19 protein-coding genes are annotated in these 23,224 nt (G+C 56.9%); 12 read left to right on the top strand and 7 right to left on the bottom strand.

Annotated features, from left to right (window positions below):
* Positions 1-54: 54 nt before the first annotated feature.
* The 4 genes from ABRP31_RS01145 to ABRP31_RS01130 form a co-directional block, all read right to left on the bottom strand.
* Positions 55-1,086 carry a polyamine ABC transporter substrate-binding protein gene (locus ABRP31_RS01145; RefSeq protein WP_349971099.1) on the bottom strand — a complete coding sequence of 344 codons (1,032 nt, stop codon included), beginning with the start codon at positions 1,084-1,086 and terminating at the stop codon, positions 55-57.
* Between the two features lie 83 nt (positions 1,087-1,169).
* Entirely contained in the window at positions 1,170-2,294 is a 1,125-nt protein-coding gene (locus tag ABRP31_RS01140) for an ABC transporter ATP-binding protein (protein WP_349971097.1), read from the bottom strand.
* 248 nt (positions 2,295-2,542) lie between these two features.
* Complete coding sequence (locus tag ABRP31_RS01135; RefSeq protein WP_087268700.1) at positions 2,543-3,172, bottom strand: response regulator transcription factor; 630 nt, start codon at positions 3,170-3,172, stop codon at positions 2,543-2,545.
* Positions 3,169-5,178: a histidine kinase gene (locus ABRP31_RS01130; RefSeq protein WP_349971096.1), complete on the bottom strand. Its 2,010-nt coding sequence runs from the start codon at positions 5,176-5,178 to the stop codon at positions 3,169-3,171. Before ABRP31_RS01130 ends, ABRP31_RS01135 begins: the two co-directional genes overlap by 4 nt.
* Positions 5,179-5,300: 122 nt before the next feature.
* Between ABRP31_RS01130 and ABRP31_RS01125 the strand changes: the two genes are divergently transcribed.
* Positions 5,301-6,281: an alpha/beta hydrolase family protein gene (locus tag ABRP31_RS01125; protein WP_349971095.1), complete on the top strand. Its 981-nt coding sequence runs from the start codon at positions 5,301-5,303 to the stop codon at positions 6,279-6,281.
* Positions 6,282-6,336: 55 nt separating this feature from the next.
* On the opposite strand, the gene ABRP31_RS01120 is transcribed toward ABRP31_RS01125, so the two are convergent.
* From ABRP31_RS01120 to ABRP31_RS01110, 3 genes are all read right to left on the bottom strand, one after another.
* Positions 6,337-7,104, bottom strand: a complete 768-nt coding sequence (locus ABRP31_RS01120) for a TerB family tellurite resistance protein (RefSeq protein WP_349971094.1) — start codon at positions 7,102-7,104, stop codon at positions 6,337-6,339.
* Entirely contained in the window at positions 7,105-7,776 is a 672-nt protein-coding gene (gene murU / locus ABRP31_RS01115) for an N-acetylmuramate alpha-1-phosphate uridylyltransferase MurU (RefSeq protein ID WP_349971093.1), read from the bottom strand.
* A gap of 63 nt (positions 7,777-7,839) precedes the next feature.
* Positions 7,840-8,865, bottom strand: a complete 1,026-nt coding sequence (locus ABRP31_RS01110) for a phosphotransferase (RefSeq protein ID WP_349971092.1) — start codon at positions 8,863-8,865, stop codon at positions 7,840-7,842.
* Between the two features lie 129 nt (positions 8,866-8,994).
* On the opposite strand from ABRP31_RS01110, the gene ABRP31_RS01105 reads away from it, so the two are divergent.
* The 11 genes from ABRP31_RS01105 to ABRP31_RS01055 all read left to right on the top strand — a co-directional run bounded on the left by ABRP31_RS01105 (position 8,995) and on the right by ABRP31_RS01055 (position 23,181).
* Positions 8,995-11,772 carry an LPS-assembly protein LptD gene (locus tag ABRP31_RS01105; RefSeq protein ID WP_349971091.1) on the top strand — a complete coding sequence of 926 codons (2,778 nt, stop codon included), beginning with the start codon at positions 8,995-8,997 and terminating at the stop codon, positions 11,770-11,772.
* Positions 11,753-13,075 carry a peptidylprolyl isomerase SurA gene (gene surA / locus ABRP31_RS01100; RefSeq protein WP_167384353.1) on the top strand — a complete coding sequence of 441 codons (1,323 nt, stop codon included), beginning with the start codon at positions 11,753-11,755 and terminating at the stop codon, positions 13,073-13,075. The genes ABRP31_RS01105 and surA overlap by 20 nt, the downstream gene beginning before the upstream one ends.
* Complete coding sequence (gene pdxA / locus ABRP31_RS01095; RefSeq protein WP_349971090.1) at positions 13,072-14,061, top strand: 4-hydroxythreonine-4-phosphate dehydrogenase PdxA; 990 nt, start codon at positions 13,072-13,074, stop codon at positions 14,059-14,061. The genes surA and pdxA overlap by 4 nt, the downstream gene beginning before the upstream one ends.
* Positions 14,058-14,864, top strand: coding sequence for a 16S rRNA (adenine(1518)-N(6)/adenine(1519)-N(6))-dimethyltransferase RsmA (rsmA, locus tag ABRP31_RS01090; protein WP_087268674.1), 807 nt, complete (start codon positions 14,058-14,060; stop codon positions 14,862-14,864). Before pdxA ends, rsmA begins: the two co-directional genes overlap by 4 nt.
* Positions 14,865-14,978: 114 nt before the next feature.
* Positions 14,979-15,359 (top strand): Co2+/Mg2+ efflux protein ApaG, encoded by a 381-nt coding sequence (apaG, locus tag ABRP31_RS01085; protein ID WP_349971089.1) that lies wholly within the window; start codon positions 14,979-14,981, stop codon positions 15,357-15,359.
* Positions 15,359-16,240 (top strand): symmetrical bis(5'-nucleosyl)-tetraphosphatase, encoded by an 882-nt coding sequence (locus ABRP31_RS01080; RefSeq protein WP_349971088.1) that lies wholly within the window; start codon positions 15,359-15,361, stop codon positions 16,238-16,240. The genes apaG and ABRP31_RS01080 overlap by 1 nt, the downstream gene beginning before the upstream one ends.
* A gap of 125 nt (positions 16,241-16,365) precedes the next feature.
* The gene (glpE, locus tag ABRP31_RS01075; RefSeq protein ID WP_087268666.1) at positions 16,366-16,686 is read left to right on the top strand and encodes a thiosulfate sulfurtransferase GlpE; all 321 of its coding nucleotides are present in this window, start codon (positions 16,366-16,368) and stop codon (positions 16,684-16,686) included.
* 286 nt (positions 16,687-16,972) lie between these two features.
* On the top strand, positions 16,973-18,895 hold the full coding sequence (locus tag ABRP31_RS01070) for a PrkA family serine protein kinase (RefSeq protein ID WP_087268663.1): 1,923 nt from the start codon (positions 16,973-16,975) through the stop codon (positions 18,893-18,895).
* A 117-nt stretch (positions 18,896-19,012) separates the two neighbouring features.
* The gene (locus tag ABRP31_RS01065; protein WP_087268659.1) at positions 19,013-20,284 is read left to right on the top strand and encodes a YeaH/YhbH family protein; all 1,272 of its coding nucleotides are present in this window, start codon (positions 19,013-19,015) and stop codon (positions 20,282-20,284) included.
* Positions 20,281-21,843, top strand: a complete 1,563-nt coding sequence (locus tag ABRP31_RS01060; protein WP_349971087.1) for a SpoVR family protein — start codon at positions 20,281-20,283, stop codon at positions 21,841-21,843. Before ABRP31_RS01065 ends, ABRP31_RS01060 begins: the two co-directional genes overlap by 4 nt.
* Before the next feature lie 108 nt (positions 21,844-21,951).
* Complete coding sequence (locus ABRP31_RS01055) at positions 21,952-23,181, top strand: multifunctional CCA addition/repair protein (protein ID WP_349971086.1); 1,230 nt, start codon at positions 21,952-21,954, stop codon at positions 23,179-23,181.
* The last annotated feature ends 43 nt before the right edge of the window (positions 23,182-23,224 follow it).

The following is a 23,224-nucleotide window of genomic DNA, read 5'->3' as shown; positions in this document are numbered from 1 at the left end:
GGGCGCATTCCCTACTCTAGGGAACGCGCCCGGATCACACTCAACTTGATGCGCTTACTTGGCAGCCCAAGAGTTGAAGCGCTGTTCCAGTTGCTCACCGTTGTCGTTCCAGAACGCTACGTCGATCTGCACCTGATCCTTGATGTTCTCAGGGGTAGTCGGCATGTTCTGCAGAGTTTCAGCGCTCAACAGTTTGACGGCATCGGTATTGGCCGGACCGTAAGCGATGTTTTCCGAGAAGGTCTTCTGCTGCTCAGGCTGCAGGGTGTAAGCGATGAATTTCTTCGCCGCTTCGGCGTTTTTCGAGCCCTTCGGAATGGCCCATGCGTCGAAGTCGTAAACGCCGCCGGTCCATACCACTTTGAGTTTGCTTTCTTTGGCGACCGCTGCGATCCGACCGTTGTAGGCCGAGCTCATGACCACATCACCCGATTGCAGAAACTGCGGCGGCTGTGCGCCCGCTTCCCACCACTGAATGCTTGGCTTGAGCTTGTCGAGCATCTTGAACGCGCGGTCCTGACCGTCTTTGCTGGCCAGCACTTTGTAGACGTCTTTTGGCGCAACGCCGTCAGCCATCAGGGCGAATTCCAGGGTGTACTTGGCGCCTTTACGCAGGCCGCGCTTGCCCGGGAATTTTTCAGTGTTCCAGAAATCAGCCCAGCCGGTCGGAGCTGTAGCCAGTTTGTCGGCGTTGTAAGCCAGCACGGTGGACCAGACGAAGAAGCCCGCTCCGCAATGAGAGATCGCGCCCGGTACGTATTTCGACTTGTCGCCGAATAGAGCTGGATCCAGCTCCTCGAACATGTCTTCGTCGCAGCCGCGCGCCAGCTCTGGCGATTCAACTTCTACCAGGTCCCAGGACACGCTTTTGGTGTCGACCATGGCTTTGACTTTGGCCATTTCACCGTTGTATTCGCCGGCGATGATTTTGCCGTTGCCAGCTTTATCCCAAGGTGCGTAGAAGGCTTTTTCCTGAGCGGCCTTGTTGGCACCGCCAAACGACACGACGGTCAGGTCAGCGGCCATGGCTTGCGCGGCGCACATCATGCCCAGCGTAATTGCGGTGAGTTTCAAAGATTTGAGCATTTGATTGTTTTCTCCACGAGCAGTGTTGGTATATGCGTATGGGCGATGGGTTCGCCTCTGGCTGATGCCTTTTTATTTGTAGATCAATGCACGTGCTGCAAGGGATCGAGCGCGCGAACATGCTCGACTTGCCATCCAATTGGCACAACGTCGCCAACGCTCAGGGCCGGGTCCAGCTCGGCGATGGGCTGCTTGACGAAGAAGTCGGTTTTGCCTGCCACTTCCAGGCGCACACGAACGTGGTCGCCCAAATACACAAACTCTGCAACGCGACCGGAGAAACGGTTTACGCAGCTCTCGCTGTTGCCATTCAAACTGATGCGTTCAGGGCGGATCGACAACGTCACCGCGTCGCCGACCTGACCGACATTGACCGCCAGCGCCTCAACCTTCTCGCCCCGCTCGAGTTCAACGACGCAACGCTCGCCGGTGTGGCTGAGCAGCTTGCCGTTGAGGCGATTGTTTTCGCCGATGAAGTTGGCCACGAAGGTATTTTTCGGCTCTTCATACAGATTGCGCGGTGGCGCGATCTGCTGGATTTCGCCTTGGTGAAACACGGCCACACGGTCGGACATGGTCAGCGCTTCGCCCTGATCGTGGGTCACATACACCACGGTGACACCGAGGCGCTGGTGCAGATGCTTGATTTCCATCTGCATGTGTTCACGCAGTTGCTTGTCCAGTGCGCCCAACGGTTCATCCATCAAAACCAGTTGCGGTTCGAACACTAAGGCGCGAGCCAGAGCCACGCGCTGCTGCTGACCGCCGGACAATTGCGCAGGGTAGCGATGGGCGAAAGTGCCGAGCTGAACCATGTCCAATGCACGTTTGACCTTCTCACTGACGTCGGTTTTGCTCATACCGCGGACGGTCAGCGGAAAAGCCAGGTTTTCGGCGACGGTCATGTGCGGGAACAGGGCGTAGTTCTGAAACACCATGCCGATATCGCGCTTGTGCGGCGGCACGTTGTTGATGGCGCGCCCTGCCAGGAGGATTTCGCCTGCGGTCGGAGTTTCGAAACCGGCCAGCATCATCAGGCTGGTGGTCTTGCCAGAGCCTGACGGGCCGAGCAAGGTCAGGAATTCGCCTTTGCGGATGTCCAGATTAAGGTCTTTGACGATAAGGGCTTCGCCGTCGTAGCTCTTCTGCACACCACGGAAGCTGACCAGAACATCATTAGCCCCAGCGCTTGAATCGACGTTGCTCATTACCCACACCTTTGTTTTGTCTGCGTGCGGTCAGCCTAGTTTAGGCTGGGAGCCGCGAAAATCGGGGGGTAGGAGAGATTGGGGTAGGGATTGCCCTACACGGATGGCGGGGATAGGTATGTCAGTCTTGAGGCATTTGAGGGCCCAATCGCGAGCAAGCTCACTCCTACAAGGGATTGCGATCATCTGTAGGAGTGAGCTTGCTCGCGATTGCGGTTTCAGAGCTGAGCACGGATGTCGTTTTCAGATCACAACAACTTATGCTCCATCGCATATTTCACAAGATCAGCCAAAGAATGCAGGTTCATCTTCTGCATCAGCCGCGCTTTATGAGTGCTGATGGTCTTGCTGCTCAGGTTCAACTGCTGCGCGATGTCATTGACGTTGACGCCTTGGGCGAGTCGCTCGAACACCGAGAACTCGCGCTCAGATAACAATGAGTGCAGCGGCCGGTTATCTGTAAGACCAACTTCAAAGACCATGCGGTCGGCAAGGTCCGGATCAATGTAACGACCGCCCGCTGCTACCCGCCTGATCGCAGTCAAGAGCAGCGCCGGGTCACTGTCTTTGGTCGCATAACCGGCGGCCCCGACTTTCAAGGCCCGCGCCGCCATCTGCGCTTCATCATGCATCGACAGCACGAGTATTGCGGGCGGGTTGGTCAGCGCACGAATCCGCGGGATCGCTTCAAGGCCATTCACACCGGGCATGGAGATATCCAGCAGCACCACTTCGCACTCGGTCTGGCGAAGAGTTTCCAGCAACTGCTCACCGTTACTGGCTTCGCCCACCACCAGCAAATCCTTGGCGAGGCCGATCAACTGCTTGATGCCTTCACGAACAATAGTGTGGTCTTCAGCTACCAGTACACGAATCACGTTTGCTGCTCCTGCCCGGTTTGACGCAACGGAATATAGACGCGCAAGGCTGTGCCTTCACCTGACTCGCTGTCCAGTTCCAATCTGCCGCCAAGCATCAACACCCGCTCGCGCATGCCTACCAGACCGAACGAAACGACCTTACCCTGTGGCTGGACAAAGCCGATGCCGTCGTCGGCAATGGCCAGGCACATTACGCCCTCATCCAGCGTCAGACTCACGTCTACGGTGTGCGCCTGAGCGTGACGCATAACGTTAGTCAGCGCCTCCTGAAGAATCCGGAACATGCCAATAGCCAAGGCATCGCTAAGCGTTGGCAAATTATCAGGCACGTCCACCAGACACGGAATTTGAGTGCGCGCTTCGAACCGTTGCGCCTGCCACTCGATGGCCGAAGCAATACCCGCATCGAGGATCGGCGGGCGAAGCGCGGTCGCCACATCACGTACCAGCTGGAACAGCTGGGATATCAAACGCTTCATGCTGTTGAGTCGATCCCGAAGACCTGGATCAAGGTCGGCGTAGGCCAGTTCGCACATGGACGTTTCCAGCTTGAGCACGGTCAGCATCTGACCCAACTCGTCGTGAACTTCTCGTGCGATGCGGGCCTTTTCTTCTTCGCGCACGCTCTCCAGGTGCGCCGACAGTTCACGCAATTGTTCGTGGTAACGGCGGCGCTCGGTCACGTCGGTGAGGAAAACCACCAGATACTCGGACTCCTCGAAGCGCAGGAAACTCAAGGAGACGTCAACCGGCAGAACGCCGCCATCGGCGCGCACACAATTGGTTTCGAACGTTTGAGCAATGCCTTCGCTGGAGCGCGCGCTTTTCCATAGGCCCAGCCAGCGATCCATGTGCAAGGTAGGTTCGAAATCAATCAACGGGCGATTAACCACGCCGCCGCTGACGTATCCCAACATGGTCTCTGATGCCTGATTGGCGTAGCGCACACGGCTGTCCCAATTGACCCAGAGAATCCCTACCGTGCTTTGATCGATGGAAAACTGTGCCAGGCGCAGCGCCTCTTCCCCCGCAGCCCGCAACGCCAGCTCCTCACGAGCCGCAAGCACTTCGCGCTCCAGTACCTGTTGCTGACGCCGTTGCCAGATAACGATGGCGAAACTGGCCAGCAGCAATACCAGCAGCAACAGACAAATGTTTTGCCAGAAGCCTGGCGACTCGCTGGCTTTTACCGCATTAAGTGGCAGCCAGCGTGCATGCAGTTGATCAAGCTCCTTGGCCGGAATAGCGTGCAGAGCGGCACTGACAATCTCGGCCAACTCAGGCGCATCTCGACGGGAAGCGACGCGAAGCAATTGGGGAAACCCTATATCACCGACGATACTCAGCCCTGCAAACTCCGGTTCCCTAGACAAACGGCTGAGCTGCGCCTCATCGAGCACGGCATAGCGCGCCTGCTGGCTCAGCAACAATTGCAGCGCTTGCCGATCCAGTGGCACGCCTTGCAAATTGATATGGGGATAGGTGTTGCGCAAATAGTCGGCGGTCACGCTGGGCATACGAATCACCACACGCGTGCGGCTGTCGAGCTTCTCCAGATCCACGACACCAGAACCGTCGCGCTCGCCCACCACCAGTTGCGAAACCCGCATGTAGGGATCCGAAAACAGCCAGATACGAAGGCCGGCCGGGGTTTGCGTCAGGCCGGGGGCGATATCTACCATGCCTTGCGCCAAGGCTTCTTCCAAAGCGGCCTGATCAGGAAAGTTACGCCAAAGCAGTTCAGTTTGCAGGCTTCTGCCGAGCAGGTTCATGAGGTCAACGTTGGCACCGGAAAGCTGCTGCTGGCGACGATCAAGCTGAGCATAAGGTGCCTGCATCACCAGCCCGACTCGCAACGGGCCACGCTTTGCAAGCCACGCGCGTTGCTCTGCCGACAGCGGCGTCGACACGGCAGGCTCCGAATCAGCCCAAGCGATGGTGTTGAAAATCATCAAGAGCAGGGCCAGACAGCCGATAACTCCAGTGCGCAGCAGAACCATCATCAAGGTGTCGTTCCCATGAGTTCCATGTAGTCGTTTGAAGCGAGGCGCAGCTCAAGCATGGGCCTGACAAATCCTTACCAACCCATTAGGCTGCCGGGATAGTTTCTGGCCTGGAATATCCAATGTCCTACACATTTCGCGCAACGCTTCCTTCGCTCTGTCTGGCGCTGATACTACCTTGCGCGTTGCCTGTCATGGCGGCTGATCCCGCTCCTGCAAAAGATGCTGCAACCGAACCTGCCGTGGAAAGGGCACCGCTGTTACCACGCACCCAAGAAGACGCGCTGGCCCTTGAAGGGCGTTTGCCCGTTGCAGATCAGCAGCAGTTACAGGCCGGCGAAGACAGTTTCCTCGCCTTGTGGAAACCCGCCAACACTGAAGACCCCAAAGGCGCGGTGATTATTATTCCCGGTGCGGACGAGTCGGCAGACTCACCGGATACAGTAGGCCCGCTACGTCGCAAGTTTCCGGATATCGGTTGGGCCAGCCTGAGCCTGACCATGCCCGATCAACTGGCTGACTACAACCAGGCACGTGAAGCGGAGTCTGCGCCCACCGATGCCAGCGCGGCCGAAAAACCTAAAGAAACTCCCAAGGACGCAGCGGCCAGCGAAGCTGACAAGGCAGCAGCGGCAGAAAAAGAAGCCGCTGCCGCAACCGCAAGAGCCGCCGCGGCTGAAGAACAGGCAAACGCCCAGGCCGAACGCATTTTTGCCCGTATTGAAAGCGGCATCAGCTTCGCTCAACAGAACAAGGCCCGCAGCATCGTGCTGCTCGGTCATGGCAGCGGCGCCTACTGGGCAGCACGCTATCTGAGCGAGCGCCCGGCGCCACTGGTGCAGAAATTTGCCATGGTCACAGCGCGAGAGCCTGCGGACGCCAAACCACTGCTGACCGAACTGATACCGAGCCTTAAAGTGAAAACCTCGGACTTTATTTACAAGGACGCCACCCACAAAGCAGCTGTTGAACGCTTGCAGGTTAGCAAGCGGACAAAAGGGCCGGGGTATAGCCAGATTCCGCTTACTGCAATTCCAGGCAACTTCGCCGCCGAACAGGAACAGATGTTCCGCAGGGTTCGCGGGTGGGTTGAGGCGCAGTAAAGATGATTGACGGAGCGCAAATGCTGCTCCCACAGAATAAAGCACAACACCATGATCAAAACCCGCGCCGCGCCCTGATCACTTTATAAGCATTATGCAAATCCTGAGTCCGGTCAGTCGCATCACGCACCAGCAACTGACTCGCGCCTGAACCAGCCACTTTATCCGGGTGATGCCGACTGAGCAGACGGCGATAGGCGCGCTTTACATGCGCAGGCTCGGTATCGGCCTGCACACCGAGCAGCTTCAAAGCTGCCTGGTAATCGTTACTGTTGTTACCCAGCGGTTTTCGGGGAGCCTCCTCGTGCTCGGCGGCCAAAGAATCAACCCTGGCTGCCGGCCAGCCTAGCCATTTACCCCACCAAATGATCAGGTCTCGTTCGCCCCGTGAAGGTTTACCGTTGGCCCATGCCATACGCCAACAGGCTCGCAGCAGACCTTCAGCCGTATGAGGTTGAGGCGCCAGCCGACGCAGATAACCGCGAAGATTATCGCCCCCCTCCTTGCCACGATTGAAAGCTGCAATAGCCCTGCGCTGAGCAGATTCGCTCATGCCCATACGACGCATTTCAACGCGGGCTTGCTGAATGTGCTGCTCCACAACCCGGCCGTCACTTTTGGCCAGTCGCCCCAGCAACACGAACAGCAATTCATCATCGCGCAGCGCAACTCGCCCCCTCATCCGTTCACGCAGTTGCGCCCAGCTTTGCAGCGCCAGACGTCGATCCAGCGCCTGACCCAACAACGCGCCCAGCAAAGCACCCGGAATGCTGGCAATGGCGAACCCGGCTCCGGCACCTAAAAGGGTGGATGGCCAAAGCATTCAGCGGCCCGCCGCGAGCAACTGCTCGACCTGAGCAAGACGCTCGTGGGTGCCGACATCAACCCAGCGTCCGGTGAAGTGCTCACCGGTCACCTGCCCCCGGTCCATCGCTTCACGCAGCAACGGCGCTAGCTTGAAAGCCCCTTCCTGGCAGCCAGCAAACAGTTTCGGATGAAGAACGGCGATACCGCTGTAGGTAAGCCTGGTACCGGCCTCGCTGGAATTACGAACCTGCCCGTCGATCAACGAAAAATCGCCCTCCGGGTGATGCGCCGGATTATCGATCAGTACCAAATGAGCCAGACCGGCAAGAGGGACACACAACGCATTGAAGTCGTAGTCGGTCCATACATCCGCACTCACAACCACAAAAGGCTGGTCACCCAGCAGCGGTAACGCGCGCAGAATACCGCCTCCCGTTTCCAGCGGCTCGCCTTCAGGCGAATAAGCAATGTGCAGCCCTAAACGCTGACCGTCACCCAGATAATCTTCAATCTGCTGTCCGAGCCATGCGTGGTTGATCACCACGTCATGAAACCCTGCATCGCGCAAGGCTTGAAGGTGGTACTCAATCAGCGGCACGCCGCCTGCCCTGACCAACGGCTTGGGTGTGTGCAGTGTCAGCGGGCGCATTCGCTCGCCTTTTCCTGCTGCGAGAATCATCGCTTTCATGCAAGTCTCTTCAACACAATCGATAACCTTATTTTAGTAACGACTCTAATTTCGCGAAGCGATTCAGACTGATCCGCCCGCCGGTCGCTTAAGGCTGCTCAGCAGATCTGCCAATTCAGCCAACTCGGGACGCCGCTTCAGTACCGCCTCTATATAAGCAAAGAAGCGCGGGACATCTGTCAGATAGCGAGGTTTGCCGTCACGATGGCAAATACGGGCGAAGATACCGATGACTTTCAAATGCCGCTGCACGCCCATCAGATCGCTGGCACGCATGAATGCCTCGAAATCGTCCTGAACGGGAATGCCCAGCCCACGCGCCTTGTCCCAGTAACTCTTCAGCCACGCGTGGACACGCTCCTCAGGCCAACTCAGAAATGCATCTTTGAACAGGCATGTCACGTCGTAAGTGACCGGCCCGTAGACCGCATCCTGGAAATCCAGCACCCCCGGATTGGGTTCGCTGAGCATCAGATTCCGAGGCATAAAGTCGCGGTGCACCAGCACTTTGGGCTGCGCCAGCGCGCTCTCGATCAACAGGTCACTGACACGCTGCCAGCTCGCGAGCTGTTGTTGGTCAAAGTCGATTCCAAGATGCTTGCGCACATACCACTCAGGAAACAACTCAAGTTCGCGACGTAGCAAGGCGACGTCATAACTGGGTAGCGGCGCATCCATCGGCAACTGCTGATAAGCCAGCAGCGCATCAAAAGCATCGGCAAACAGCGAGTCCGCATTGTGCTCGTCAATAACGTCGAGATAGGTTTTTCGTCCGAGATCGTTCAGCAGTAAAAAGCCTTGAACAAGATCTTCGGCATAAATTTCAGGAACATTAATCCCTGATTTGGCTAACAAATGAGCGATATCTACAAACGGTTTACAGTTTTCCTGGGGGGGAGGAGCGTCCATCACAATAAAAGTTCGCTCACCACCCTCCCAACGAAAATAACGTCGAAAACTGGCATCGCTACTGGCCGCAGTCAATGTGGCCGGGGGTATCGCGCCCCATCCTCGAGCCAGGAAGAGCGCAGGAAGCTGCTCATCGAGCCAAGTTTTCAGGTGTTGCAGGCGTACATCTTGATCTGGCATTGCAAGGGTCTCCGACGGCGCTAGCCGTCAAGCGGGTCATGCTTTATTATCCGACATCTTTTTCAGCCCATCGAGAGGCGTGCGGCCCCCCCGCGGGCAGATGGCGCGCAGGAAGCCCGGACTAATAAGATGGCATTGAAATCCCCCGCGTTTCGTAAAAAATTTCCGTTGCTCGTAACCGGCAGTTTGCTGGCGATGCAACCTCTAGCCACTCAGTTCGTGGTTGCCGCGGAACAGTATGACTGCTCAGTCTCTGCTTCGGGTGCCTGGAATTGTGCGCCGAAAACCAATGCAGTCGAGCTGCCTCCGCGTCCAGTGCATAGCGCTACGTCGGTCAGCTCCAATGGCACGGTTACGTCGGACAGTAGCTCCACCAGCGAACCAGCCGTGGCCAAGACCCAACTGGTGACCGAAGCCAAAGGACGCGGCCTCAAGTCGCGTAGTGCTGACTACAGCCACCTGGACTGGGTTCCTCGCGAAAGCCTGACGCCTGCGCAGTTGGCAGAAACCGGGCCTTACTGCTCCGGGGCCTATGTCGAGCCGATCCGTCCTGGCATGGATGACAAGACGCCAATGAAAGAGGCTCCGATGTTCATCGGTGCCAAGGCCTCTCGTTATCAACAAGAAGAACAGATCGCCTCGCTAGCCGGTGACGTCGTCATGCGCCAGGGCAGCATGCAGGTACAGGCCCAGGAGGCCAACCTGTATCAGGCTGAAAACCGCGGCGAGTTGAACGGTGATGTTCGCATGCGCGACAACGGTGCCCTCATCGTGGGTGACCGTGCCGAGCTGCAACTGGACACCGGTGAAGCACAGATCGACAACGCAGAGTATGTTCTGCACAAGTCGAACGTGCGCGGTAACGCCCTGTACGCCAAGCGTGCCGAGAACGCGATTATTCGCCTCAAGGACGGTACGTACACCACCTGCGAACCGAACAGCAATGCCTGGACGCTCAAAGGTAACAACATCACGCTGAACCCGGCCACCGGTTTCGGTACTGCCACCAACGCCACCCTTCGGGTCAAAGACATACCGGTGTTCTACACCCCGTATATCTACTTCCCGATCGATGATCGTCGCCAGTCTGGTTTCCTGCCACCGTCCATCAGCACCAGCAGTGATACCGGCTTTATGCTGGTGACACCGTACTATTTCAACCTGGCACCAAACTACGATGCCACGCTCTATCCTCGTTACATGTCCAAACGCGGCATGTTGATGGAAGGCGAATTCCGCTACCTGACCAAAACCAGCGAAGGTCAGTTCGGCGGCGCGTACCTCAACGACGATGATGACGAACGCAAACTGCAGACCGATTACAAAGACACTCGCTGGATGATCAACTGGCAGCACAAGGGCGGTCTCGATTCGCGCTGGCTGACCCAGGTTGACTACACCGACATCAGTGATCCGTATTACTTCCAGGATCTGGAAACCAGCCAGATCGGCGTGGAAACCCGCGAGTACGTTAACCAGCAAGGCTCCTTGACCTACCGCGGTGACACGTACACGGCGGCGATCAACGCGCAAGCGTACAAACTCGCAACCGTGTCCAAGATTACGCCTTACGACCGCCTGCCGCAGATCACCTTTAACGGGGCTCTGCCTTACCACCCGGGCGGCTTGCAGTTCGATTATGAAACCGAAGCCGTACGATTTGACCGCGACCTGCGCAATGGCAACTACGTTGATCAGGACGGCATCTCGGAAGAACGCCTGGACACTCGTGTCGCAGGTCTTGCTCGCGCCAACGGTGACCGTTTGAACCTAGCACCTTCGGTCAGCCTGCCGCTGAACTGGAGCTATGGGTACCTGACACCAAAGCTGAAGTACGTCTATACGCAGTACGATCTGGATCTGGACAGCCAAGGCAAGGCAACCCTGCTTGACGGTGAACAGTACAGCAGCAGCCAGAGCCGCAGCGTTCCGATCTTCAGTGTCGATAGTGGCCTGTACTTTGACCGCAGCACAAACTGGTTCGGCAAGGACTACCGTCAAACCCTGGAACCACGCCTGTTCTATCTCTACGTGCCAGAGAAAGACCAGTCTGACATCCCGGTATTCGACACTTCCGAAACCACGTTCAACTACAGCTCTCTGTTCCGCGACAACCGCTTTGTCGGCTCCGATCGTATCGGCGACGAGAACAAGCTGTCGCTGGGCGTTACCAATCGCTGGATCGAAGACGACGGATTTGAACGCCAACGTTTCAGCATTGGTCAGGCGGTTTACTTCAAGGATCGCGAAGTACAGTTGCCGGGTGTGGTCTTCAAGGACCGTGACGACGCACAAGCTAACGTCTCGCCTTATGCGCTTGAGTATGAATACCGCTTTAACCGCGATTTGCGCTTCAATTCGGACTTCAACTGGGATCCGGACAGCCACAGCACCCGCTCCGGCAGCGCCATGTTCCACTATCAGCCTGAAGACAACCCGAACAAGGTCGTCAATGTCGGCTACCGCTATCGTGATGATCTGGTCCGTTATGACCAAAACACAGGGCGATGGAGTGTGGGCGGTGGTGACTACGGCACTCCGGGCCAACCGGGTTACGTGAAGGACTACTACAAGATCCAGCAGCACGACTTCTCGGTCATCTGGCCAATCGTGCCGCAGTGGAACGCAATTAGCCGCTGGCAGTTCGACTACAACCGCAATCGCACAATCGAAGCTTTCGGTGGTTTCGAATATGACAACTGCTGCTGGAAGCTGCGCCTGATCAGTCGTTACTGGATCGATTACGACGAGTTCAGCCAGAACGAACCTGAGAACGAAAAAGGCGACCGCGGCGTATTCCTACAAATCGTGTTGAAGGGGCTAGGCGGCGTGACCGGCGCCAAAGTAGATAGCTTCCTCGACAAAGGCATCCAAGGTTATCGTGAACGTGAAGACCAAGCTTTCTGATTGTCTGCGCCCGCTGTTGCTGGGCGCGTTGTTCCTGGGGACTGCAGCGAATGCTGCAGTCCAGCAACTGGACAGTGTGGCGGCCATCGTCGATAACGACGTGATCATGAAGAGCCAAGTGGACCAACGTGTCCGCGAAGTTCAACAGACCATCGCCAAGCGCGGCTCGGGTGTTCCGCCCGCCGAGGCACTGCAGCCACAGGTTCTGGAACGTCTGATTCTGGAAAACCTGCAACTGCAACTGGGCGACCGCGCCGGTATTCGCATTACTGATGAAGAGCTGAACCAGGCGATCGGCACCATTGCTGAACGTAACAACATGAGCGTGGAACAATTCCGCGCCGCGTTGGCCCATGACGGTCTCTCCTACAACGACGCTCGCGAGCAGGTTCGTCGGGAAATGATCATCAGCCGGGTACGCCAACGCCGTGTAGCCGAGCGTATTCAGGTGTCGGAGCAGGAAGTGAAAAACTTCCTCGCTTCCGACCTGGGCAAAGCTCAGTTATCTGAAGAGTTTCACTTGGCAAACATCCTGATTCCTACACCCGACAGTGCATCGTCGGATCAGATTCAGGCGGCAGCTCGCAAGGCACAGGACCTGTACAGCAAGCTCAAGCAAGGCGCTGACTTCGGTCAGGCGGCAATTGCCAACTCAGCCAGCGAAAGCGCACTTGAAGGCGGCGACATGGGCTGGCGTAAAGCAGCTCAACTGCCACCTCCATTTGGCGACATGCTGGGTTCGATGCCGGTTGGCGATATTACGCCTCCAGCCCGAACACCTGGCGGCTTCATTATCCTCAAGCTACTGGAAAAACGTGGCGGCCAGGGTCAGGCACAGATGCGCGACGAGGTACACGTGCGTCATATCCTGATCAAGCCGAGCGAAATTCGTAGCGAAGAAGAGACCAGGCGTCTGGCGCAAAAAATCTACGACCGCATAGAAAATGGCGACAACTTCGCCGATCTTGCAAAAAGCTTTTCGGAAGATCCAGGCTCGGCACTCAACGGTGGCGACCTGAACTGGGTAGACCCGAACTCGCTGGTTCCGGAGTTTCGTCAGGTCATGAACGACACGCCGCAAGGCACCTTGTCCAAGCCGTTCAAGACCGCCTATGGCTGGCACGTACTGGAAGTTCTGGGCCGTCGCGCCACGGACGCTACCAGTCAGGCACGCGACCAGCAGGCCCTGATGGTATTGCGCAACCGCAAGTATGACGAAGAGCTGCAAACCTGGTTGCGTCAGATCCGTGACGAAGCCTACGTCGAGATCAAACTCCCTGGCGCAGCCCAGGCTGCTCAGTGAAACCCAAGCGTTTTGCACTGACACCCGGCGAGCCGGCCGGCATTGGTCCCGACCTTTGCCTGCTGCTCGCCACGCAGCCTCAGCCATACCCCCTTATTGCAATCACCAACCGTGACCTGCTCTCCGAGCGGGCCACGCAGTTAGGCGTGGCTGTTGATCTGATCAACGTAACGCCAGATGCGTTCCCGGACACAGCAGCTCCCGCTGGCAGCCTTTACGTCTGGGATACGCCACTGCAGGAACCGGTGATCCCAGGTCAACTGAACAAAGCCAATGGCGCGTTCGTCCTGCAAACCCTGACCCGCGCGGGCCAAGGCTGCATGGACGGCCTCTTCGCCGGGATGATCACCGCCCCGGTGCACAAAGGCGTGATCAACGAAAGCGGTATCGCCTTTTCAGGCCATACCGAGTTTCTTGCTGAACTGACCGAGACCGAGCAAGTGGTAATGATGCTGGCGACCGGCAATCTGCGTGTTGCACTGGTTACCACCCACCTTCCACTGCGCGAAGTAGCCGACGCCATTACTGCTGAACGCCTGGAGCGCGTGACACGCATCCTGCACGCGGATCTGGTACACAAGTTCGGCATTGCCCGTCCGCGCATTCTGGTCTGCGGGCTAAACCCCCATGCAGGCGAAAGCGGGCATCTGGGCCGCGAAGAAATCGACATCATTGAACCTGCTTTGGAGCGTCTGCGCAGCGAGGGCCTGGATCTACGCGGGCCACTGCCAGCCGACACTCTATTTACCCCCAAATATCTGGAGCACTGCGACGCAGTGCTGGCGATGTACCACGACCAAGGCTTGCCTGTACTCAAATACAAAGGCTTCGGCGCTGCCGTCAATGTGACCCTAGGCCTGCCGATTGTTCGTACCTCTGTCGATCACGGCACTGCGCTGGATCTGGCAGGTACCGGCAACATCGACACTGGCAGTCTGCGAGTCGCCCTGGAAACCGCCTACCAGATGGCCGAGACTCATTCATGACCGAGCAATTCCAACACAAGGCGCGCAAGCGCTTCGGACAAAACTTTCTGCATGATGCGGGCGTGATCGACAAGATCCTGCGAGCCATCCGTGCTCGCCCGGAAGATCGTCTACTTGAGATCGGGCCTGGGCAGGGAGCCCTGACTCAGGGCCTGCTCGGCAGCGGCGCACAACTGGACGTCGTGGAACTGGACAAAGACCTGATCCCGATCCTGATCCACCAGTTTGGCAACAAGCCCAACTTCAACCTGCATCAGGGCGATGCACTGAAGTTCGACTTCACCAGCCTCAACGCGCCGGCCAACAGCCTGCGCGTGGTCGGTAACCTGCCATACAACATCTCCACGCCATTGATTTTCCACCTGCTGCACAACGCGAACCTGATTCGTGACATGCACTTCATGCTGCAGAAGGAAGTGGTTGAGCGGATGGCTGCGGTGCCTGGTGGCGGTGACTACGGTCGCCTTTCGATCATGGTTCAGTACCACTGCCGGGTAGAGCATCTGTTCAATGTCGGTCCGGGCGCTTTCAACCCGCCGCCTAAAGTCGACTCGGCGATTGTTCGCCTGGTGCCTCACGAAACACTGCCGCACCCGGCCAAGGATCACCGCCTGCTTGAGCGCGTAGTGCGTGAAGCGTTCAACCAGCGCCGCAAGACACTGCGTAACACACTCAAGCTGTTGCTCAGCAGCGATGAAATTACCGCCGCTGGTGTCGATGGCAGCTTGCGCCCCGAGCAACTGGATCTGGCCGCGTTCGTTCGCCTTGCGGACAAGCTCAGCGAGAAACCGGACCAGGCCTAAGCTTGTAGGGCATGTATATGATCAAAGTCCGATTGGTCATTTATCGTTTACATGTCCTAGACTGATTCCACCGGCTTTCCGGTTCTATCCGCATCCGCTTCCAAGGCCTAACGCATGCCCGATTCCCGATACCAGGTCGACGTCAGTGTCGTCACCCGCTTCCTGGCAGAGCAGTCACAACCCGAACAGAATCGCTTTGCCTTTGCCTACACCGTCACCGTGCACAACAGCGGCGATCTCCCTGCCAAACTGATGTCCCGACACTGGGTCATCACCGATGGCGATGGCCACGTCGAAGAAGTCCGCGGCGAGGGCGTTGTAGGGCAACAGCCGTTGATTGATGCAGGTAAGAGCCATACCTACAGCAGCGGCACCGTCATGACGACCAAAGTCGGCAACATGCAGGGCACGTATCAAATGCTCGCTGACGACGGCAAACGCTTTGATGCGGTCATCGCACCATTTCGCCTGGCGGTACCGGGGTCTCTTCACTGATGGCGGTGTATGCCGTTGGTGACCTGCAAGGTTGCCTCGAACCACTGCAATGCCTGCTGGAACATGTGAATTTCGACCCGGCCAGGGATCGTCTATGGCTGGTGGGCGATCTGGTCAACCGTGGGCCTCAATCACTGGAAACCCTGCGCTTTCTGTACAGCATCCGCGACTCAGTCACCTGCGTGCTCGGCAACCACGATCTGCATATGCTCGCTGCTTCACGCAGTATCGAGCGCCTGAAGAAAGGCGATACCCTGCGCGACATTCTCGAGGCACCTGATCGCGACGATCTGCTGCAATGGGTGCGTCAGCAGAAACTGCTGCACTACGACGCCGAGCGCAACGTTGCAATGGCTCACGCAGGGATCCCTCCACAGTGGTCATTGAAGAAAGCCCTCAAGCTTGCCGCTGAGGTTGAAGCTGCTTTGCTCGATGATGCCCTCTATCAGCCTTTCCTTGACGGAATGTATGGCAACGAGCCAAACAAGTGGGACAGCGACCTGCATGGCGTTGCCCGACTGCGGGTCATCACCAATTATTTCACCCGCATGCGATTCTGCACCAGCGACGGCAAGCTGGACCTCAAAGGCAAGGAAGGCGTCGAGACCGCCCTGCCCGGCTATGCACCATGGTTCAAGCATCAGGACCGCAGGACACGCGATGTGAAAATCATCTTCGGTCACTGGGCCGCGCTGGAGGGCCGTTGCGATGAGCCCAATGTTTACGCCCTGGACACCGGCTGTGTATGGGGCTCGGCGATGACGATGCTTAACGTCGATACCCTGGAGCGATATCTTTGCGACTGCGATGATCACGGCAATGCCGAATCCGGGGCGACCCGGACCATTCTGCATGACCCGACGGGCGTGATCAGGCGCTAAACTTAATGCAACTAACTGTAGGAGCTGCCGAAGGCTGCGAAAGCGGCATATCTGCACACCTCCATTCCCAGCCTTCGGCAGCGCCTGCAGAATCAGCCCCCAGACAACCTTCATAGGAGCCAACCATGACCGAATTCAAACGCATCCCGCCAGAACAGGCTCAAGCTCTGCGCGAGCAAGGTGCAGTGCTGGTGGACGTTCGCGATCCACAAGCTTTCGCAGGTAACCACATCCCTGACTCCCAGCATCTGGATAACCATTCCATTGCCGACTTCATTCGCAATGCAGATCTGGATAAACCAGTCGTGGTGGTCTGCTACCACGGCAACTCCAGCCAGAGCGCTGCTGCCTATCTGGTGAACCAGGGTTTCTCCGACGTTTACAGCATGGACGGTGGTTTTGAGCTGTGGCGCAGCACCTTTCCGAGCGAAACAGCCCAAGGCTGACAGAAAAATTTTTTATTTCAGTTGATCCCGCGTCCTGCGCGGGTTCGCGGCCTAACTGACAGACGGTCAGCCAGTCTTTCTGCTCATCCCTTCTTTATCTTTCCGATTCCGAACTATCCTTAGCCTCAGGCCATCCGTAATCAGGGGAGAGCCGGTACACCGGCGCGTGGGTCATCGGTAGTTACTTTTATGGTGTTTGGGGGGTAAACGGCATCTGGATCCTCAGCTGCTGCCAACATCGACTGACGATCCGCCGCCGGCTCTACGTATCGAGCGAGGTGACGTCATGAGTATCTTTAGCCACTTCCAACAACGCTTTGAATCGACACGGCAGGAGGAGCTCTCCTTACAGGAGTATCTAGAGCTCTGTAAGCAGGATCGCAGCGCCTATGCGTCTGCGGCAGAAAGACTGTTGCTTGCTATCGGCGAGCCAGAGTTGGTTGATACCTCGACCAACTCCAGGCTATCGAGGATCTTTTCCAACAAGGTTATCCGCCGTTACCCGGCCTTTGCCGACTTCCATGGGATGGAAGAGTGCATTGACCAGATCGTCTCGTACTTCCGCCATGCCGCTCAGGGCCTGGAAGAGAAGAAACAGATCCTTTATCTGCTCGGCCCGGTGGGTGGCGGTAAGTCATCGCTGGCTGAAAAACTCAAACAACTGATCGAAAAAGTCCCGTTCTACGCGATCAAGGGCTCGCCGGTCTTCGAATCTCCACTCGGGCTGTTCAATGCAACCGAAGACGGTGCGATTCTCGAAGAAGACTTTGGCATCCCGCGTCGCTATCTGAGCACCATCATGTCGCCATGGGCGACCAAACGTCTGGCTGAGTTCGGGGGCGACATCAGCCAGTTCAAAGTGGTCAAACTCTATCCATCGATTCTCAACCAGATCGCCGTAGCCAAAACCGAGCCGGGCGACGAGAACAACCAGGACATTTCCGCCCTGGTCGGTAAAGTCGATATCCGTAAACTTGAGGAATACCCACAGAACGACGCCGACGCTTACAGCTACTCTGGCGCGCTGTGCCGGGCCAACCAGGGCCTGATGGAATTCGTCGAAATGTTCAAAGCGCCGATCAAGGTGCTTCACCCACTGCTCACCGCCACCCAAGAAGGTAACTACAACAGTACCGAAGGCCTGGGCGCGATTCCGTTTACCGGCATTCTGCTGGCCCACTCCAACGAATCGGAATGGCACAGCTTCCGCAACAACAAGAACAACGAAGCCTTTATCGACCGGATCTACATCGTCAAGGTGCCGTACTGCCTGCGAGTGAGCGATGAGATCAAGATTTACGACAAGCTTCTGTTCAACAGCTCACTGTCCAAAGCCCATTGCGCGCCCGACACACTGAAAATGCTGGCGCAGTTCACCACCCTGTCGCGCCTCAAGGAGCCGGACAACTCCAACATCTATTCCAAGATGCGTGTGTATGACGGAGAGAACCTCAAGGATACCGATCCAAAGGCCAAGTCGATTCAGGAGTACCGCGACAGCGCAGGCGTAGACGAAGGCATGAATGGTCTGTCTACACGCTTTGCGTTCAAGATCCTCTCCAAGGTGTTCAACTTCGACCCCCATGAAGTCGCCGCCAACCCGGTGCACTTGCTCTACGTGCTGGAGCAGCAGATTGAGCAAGAGCAATTCCAGGCTGAAACCCGCGAGCGCTATCTGCGCTTCATCAAGGAATACCTGGCACCGCGCTACATCGAGTTCATCGGTAAGGAAATCCAGACCGCGTACCTGGAGTCCTACAGCGAATACGGGCAAAACATCTTTGACCGCTACGTGCTATATGCGGACTTCTGGATTCAGGATCAGGAGTATCGCGATCCGGAAACAGGAGAGATCCTCAATCGGGTAGCCCTGAACGAAGAACTGGAAAAAATCGAGAAGCCAGCAGGCATCAGCAATCCGAAGGATTTCCGTAACGAGATCGTGAACTTCGTATTGCGTGCCCGCGCCAACAACAACGGCAAAAACCCAACCTGGCTCAGCTACGAGAAGCTGCGTGTAGTGATCGAGAAGAAAATGTTCTCCAACACCGAGGACCTGCTTCCGGTTATCAGCTTCAACGCGAAAGCCAGCAAGGAGGATCAACAGAAACACAACGACTTCGTTACCAGAATGGTCGAGCGGGGCTACACCGACAAACAGGTACGGCTTCTTTCCGAATGGTACCTACGGGTCCGGAAGTCGCAGTAGAGCAGCCACAAGCGTCAAGCTACAGGCTGCAAGACAGAGGCGTGTGAACCTGATATCCGGGATTGCTTCTACTTGCAGCTTGCAGCTCATAACTTGAAGCTGCCCGGAGGGCTCCAGATGAGCTATGTGATCGACCGACGTCTCAATGGCAAGAACAAGAGCACGGTAAACCGCCAGCGTTTTTTGCGGCGTTATCGTGACCACATCAAGAAAGCAGTCGAAGAAGCCGTCAGCCGCCGCTCCATCACCGATATGGAACATGGCGAGCAAATCAGCATTCCCGGTCGCGACATCGACGAACCGGTGCTTCATCATGGTCGTGGCGGCAAGCAGACCGTAGTTCACCCTGGAAACAAGGAATTCACCTCAGGCGAGCACATTGCGCGCCCGCAAGGTGGCGGTGGAGGAAAAGGGCCGGGCAAAGCCAGTAACTCCGGCGAAGGCATGGATGAGTTCGTTTTTCAGATTACTCAGGAAGAGTTTCTGGAATTCATGTTCGAAGACCTCGAACTGCCCAACCTGGTCAAACGCAATCTGACCGGCACCGATACATTCAAGACAGTGCGCGCCGGGATCAGCAACGAGGGCAACCCCTCGCGCATCAATATCATCCGCACTCTGCGTTCCGCTCACGCGCGTCGCATTGCCCTGTCCGGCAGCAGCCGGGCCAAACTCAAAGAGGCGATCAGCGAACTTGATCGACTCAAGCGTGAAGAGCCCGACAACTTCGGCGACATTCAGGAGCTGGAGGTCGAGATCGATCGCCTGAAGGCCCGTATCCGGCGCGTGCCGTACCTGGACACCTTCGACCTCAAGTACAACCTGCTGGTCAAACAACCCAACCCCAGCTCCAAAGCGGTTATGTTCTGCCTGATGGACGTCTCCGGCTCCATGACACAGGCGACCAAAGATATCGCCAAACGCTTCTTCATCCTGTTGTACCTGTTCCTCAAACGTAACTACGACAAGATCGAAGTTGTGTTCATCCGCCACCACACCAGCGCCCGGGAAGTGGACGAAGAAGAGTTCTTCTATTCACGGGAAACCGGCGGCACCATCGTATCCAGCGCCCTCAAGCTGATGCAGGAAATCATGGCGGAGCGTTATCCCACCAACGAGTGGAATATCTACGCTGCTCAGGCATCCGACGGCGACAACTGGAACGACGACTCGCCCATTTGCCGCGACATCCTGATCAAGCAGATCATGCCGTTTGTGCAGTACTACACGTACGTGGAAATCACACCACGTGAACATCAGGCCTTGTGGTTCGAATACGAGCGGATCGGTGAAGCGTTCGCCGACACGTTTGCCCAGCAGCAGCTGGTCTCTGCCGGTGATATCTATCCGGTATTCCGTGAACTCTTCCAGCGCAGGTTAGTGACATGACCGCTAGAGAGCAGAAGCGCCAACCCCTGTCCACGGGCTCAGAGTGGACGTTCGAACTTATCCAGGCTTACGACCGCGAAATCAGCCGCATCGCGGAGCGCTATGCCCTGGATACCTATCCCAACCAGATTGAAGTCATCACGGCTGAACAGATGATGGATGCCTATGCTTCAGTGGGTATGCCCTTGGGCTATCACCACTGGTCCTACGGCAAACACTTTCTGAGCACGGAGAAATCCTACTCTCGGGGACAGATGGGTCTGGCCTACGAAATCGTCATCAACTCTGACCCGTGTATCGCTTACCTGATGGAAGAGAACACCATCTGCATGCAGGCACTGGTAGTGGCCCACGCTTGCTATGGGCACAACAGTTTCTTCAAGGGTAATTACCTGTTCAGGACCTGGACCGACGCCAGCTCGATCATCGATTACCTGGTGTTTGCCAAGCAGTACATCATGCAATGCGAAGAGCGCCACGGCATCGACGCGGTCGAAGACCTGCTCGACTCCTGCCACGCGCTGATGAACTACGGCGTGGATCGCTACAAGCGCCCTTACCCGATCTCTGCCGAAGAGGAACGCCGCCGCCAGAAAGATCGGGAAGAGCACTTACAGAAACAGATCAATGATCTGTGGCGCACTATTCCTAAAAACGCCGACAAGAACAGCAAAGAGGACAACGCCCGGTTCCCCGCCGAACCGCAGGAAAACATCCTGTACTTCATCGAAAAACACGCACCGCTGCTGGAGCCATGGCAGCGTGAAATCGTACGCATCGTGCGCAAGATTGCGCAGTACTTCTACCCGCAGCGCCAGACTCAGGTCATGAACGAAGGTTGGGCGACGTTCTGGCACTACACGTTGATGAACGACCTGTATGACGAAGGCCTGGTCACCGACGGCTTCATGATGGAGTTCCTGACCTCACATACCAGCGTCATCTATCAGCCGGGTTTCGACAGCCCGTACTACAGCGGCATAAATCCCTACACGCTAGGCTTCGCCATGTACCGCGACATACGCCGTATGTGCGAGGAGCCTACCGAGGAAGATTACCGCTGGTTCCCCGAGATTGCTGGCACAGACTGGCTGACGGCAGTGAAGTTCGCCATGAGCAGCTTCAAGGACGAGAGCTTCATTCTGCAGTACCTGTCACCCAAGGTGATCCGTGATCTGAAATTGTTCAGCATCATGGACGACGATCAGAAGGACGACCTGCTAGTGCCTGCAATACATGACGAACCGGGCTACCGGATCATTCGTGAAACCCTTGCCGCGCAGTACAACCTGGGCAATCGCGAACCCAACGTGCAGATTTACAGCATCGACCGCCGCGGCGACCGCTCACTCACCCTTCGCCATCAACAGCACGACCGCAAACCGCTGGGTGAATCTACCGATGAGGTACTTAAACATCTGCACCGGCTTTGGGGCTTTGATATCCATCTGGAAACCCTGCAAGGCGATCAGATCATGAAAACTCATCATGTCCCGCCCAAAGGCGAGCATGCTGACAGTGAATATCCCCGGCTCGATTTGGCGGTAGTGCATCTCTAGCAAGCAGGCGTCATGGGGTATTTGTTTAACACCCCGTGACTATTGATTCGTTTTTACCTCCGCAAGAGCGACGCAAGGTTTATCCTGTCGCGCTTACGGAGGTTTTTTATGCAGATCTATAAAGTCGGTGGCGCCGTGCGCGACCGCCTGCTGGGCAAACCGGTTACCGATGTCGATTGGGTGGTTGTTGGCGCAACTACCGACGAAATGCTGATCAAGGGCTATCGCCCTGTGGGTACAGACTTCCCGGTTTTTCTCCATCCACTGACGGGCGAGGAATACGCCCTGGCCCGCACCGAACGTAAAAGCGGACGCGGCTACGGCGGATTTGTATTTCATGCCAGCCCGGACGTGACCCTCGAGGATGACCTGATCCGTCGGGATCTGACCATCAACGCTATCGCCGAAGACAGGGAAGGCAACCTGACCGATCCCTATGGCGGTCAGCGCGACCTTGAAGCGCGGATATTACGCCACGTTTCACCCGCTTTCGCCGAAGATCCGCTCAGAGTACTGCGCGTTGCCCGCTTCGCCGCACGCTACGCACCTGAAGGCTTCAGCATCGCCCCTGAAACCCTTGAATTGATGCGCCAGCTCAGCGAATCAGGCGAGCTTGATGCGCTGACGCCGGAGCGCAGCTGGAAGGAAATTTCCCGCGCCCTCATGGAAAGTCAGCCACAAGTGTTCATCAAGGTACTGCGTGATTGCGCAGCCCTGAAAGAGCTTATGCCGGAAGTGGACGCACTGTTCGGCGTCCCTCAGCCGCCCGCCCATCACCCGGAAATCGACACCGGCGAGCATGTGCTGGGCGTTCTGCAGCAGGCGGCCCTCCATCAACAACCGCTGAGCGTGCGCTGGGCCTGTTTGCTACACGACCTGGGGAAAGGCCTGACGCCTGAAGAAGAGTGGCCGAGACATATCGCCCACGAACACACTGGCTTGCGCTTGATCAAGGAAGTAAATACTCGCTTCAAGGTGCCGCGCGACTGTCAGGAATTGGCGTTGCTCGTTGGCCAGTACCATACCCATGGACACCGGGCATTAGAGCTGAAGCCTTCGACAGTGCTCGACTTGCTGCACAGTTTTGACGTCTATCGTCGACCTCAGCGCTTCGAGGATTTCATCATCGCTTGCGAAATGGACGCCCGAGGCCGCCACGGCTTTGAGCAACGCGATTACCCGCAAGCAAACTACCTGCGTGGCGCGGCTGAAGCGGCGCGAGCGGTGTCGGTACAGCCGCTGATCGAGAAGGGTTTGAAAGGACAGGAGCTGGGTGAAGCTCTCAAAGGCGAACGCCTGGATGCGCTGAAGGTTTACAAGGCGCAGTACAACAGTTGAGATTGATGTGATCTTCTGAGGAGCTGCCGAAGGCTGCGAAAAC

Origin of the sequence: Pseudomonas caspiana (assembly GCF_040224095.2) — a bacterium.
In the GTDB taxonomy this organism is placed as follows: Bacteria; Pseudomonadota; Gammaproteobacteria; order Pseudomonadales; family Pseudomonadaceae; genus Aquipseudomonas; species Aquipseudomonas caspiana.
The sequence above is the reverse complement of the archived record's forward strand: the minus strand, read 5'-3'. Positions and strand labels throughout refer to the sequence as shown.

Bases quoted from the DNA above. Each gene is read 5' to 3' on its own strand.
- ABRP31_RS01145 (WP_349971099.1), bottom strand. From the start codon at position 1,086: ATGCTCAAATCTTTGAAACTCACCGCAATTACGCTGGGCATGATGTGC.
- ABRP31_RS01080 (WP_349971088.1), top strand. From the start codon at position 15,359: ATGGCGGTGTATGCCGTTGGTGACCTGCAAGGTTGCCTCGAACCACTG.
- ABRP31_RS01110 (WP_349971092.1), bottom strand. From the start codon at position 8,865: ATGCCAGATCAAGATGTACGCCTGCAACACCTGAAAACTTGGCTCGAT.
- ABRP31_RS01060 (WP_349971087.1), top strand. From the start codon at position 20,281: ATGACCGCTAGAGAGCAGAAGCGCCAACCCCTGTCCACGGGCTCAGAG.
- apaG (WP_349971089.1), top strand. From the start codon at position 14,979: ATGCCCGATTCCCGATACCAGGTCGACGTCAGTGTCGTCACCCGCTTC.
- ABRP31_RS01130 (WP_349971096.1), bottom strand. From the start codon at position 5,178: ATGATGGTTCTGCTGCGCACTGGAGTTATCGGCTGTCTGGCCCTGCTC.
- glpE (WP_087268666.1), top strand. From the start codon at position 16,366: ATGACCGAATTCAAACGCATCCCGCCAGAACAGGCTCAAGCTCTGCGC.
- ABRP31_RS01105 (WP_349971091.1), top strand. From the start codon at position 8,995: ATGGCATTGAAATCCCCCGCGTTTCGTAAAAAATTTCCGTTGCTCGTA.
- ABRP31_RS01125 (WP_349971095.1), top strand. From the start codon at position 5,301: ATGTCCTACACATTTCGCGCAACGCTTCCTTCGCTCTGTCTGGCGCTG.
- murU (WP_349971093.1), bottom strand. From the start codon at position 7,776: ATGAAAGCGATGATTCTCGCAGCAGGAAAAGGCGAGCGAATGCGCCCG.
- ABRP31_RS01120 (WP_349971094.1), bottom strand. From the start codon at position 7,104: ATGCTTTGGCCATCCACCCTTTTAGGTGCCGGAGCCGGGTTCGCCATT.
- rsmA (WP_087268674.1), top strand. From the start codon at position 14,058: ATGACCGAGCAATTCCAACACAAGGCGCGCAAGCGCTTCGGACAAAAC.
- ABRP31_RS01140 (WP_349971097.1), bottom strand. From the start codon at position 2,294: ATGAGCAACGTCGATTCAAGCGCTGGGGCTAATGATGTTCTGGTCAGC.
- ABRP31_RS01055 (WP_349971086.1), top strand. From the start codon at position 21,952: ATGCAGATCTATAAAGTCGGTGGCGCCGTGCGCGACCGCCTGCTGGGC.
- ABRP31_RS01070 (WP_087268663.1), top strand. From the start codon at position 16,973: ATGAGTATCTTTAGCCACTTCCAACAACGCTTTGAATCGACACGGCAG.
- ABRP31_RS01065 (WP_087268659.1), top strand. From the start codon at position 19,013: ATGAGCTATGTGATCGACCGACGTCTCAATGGCAAGAACAAGAGCACG.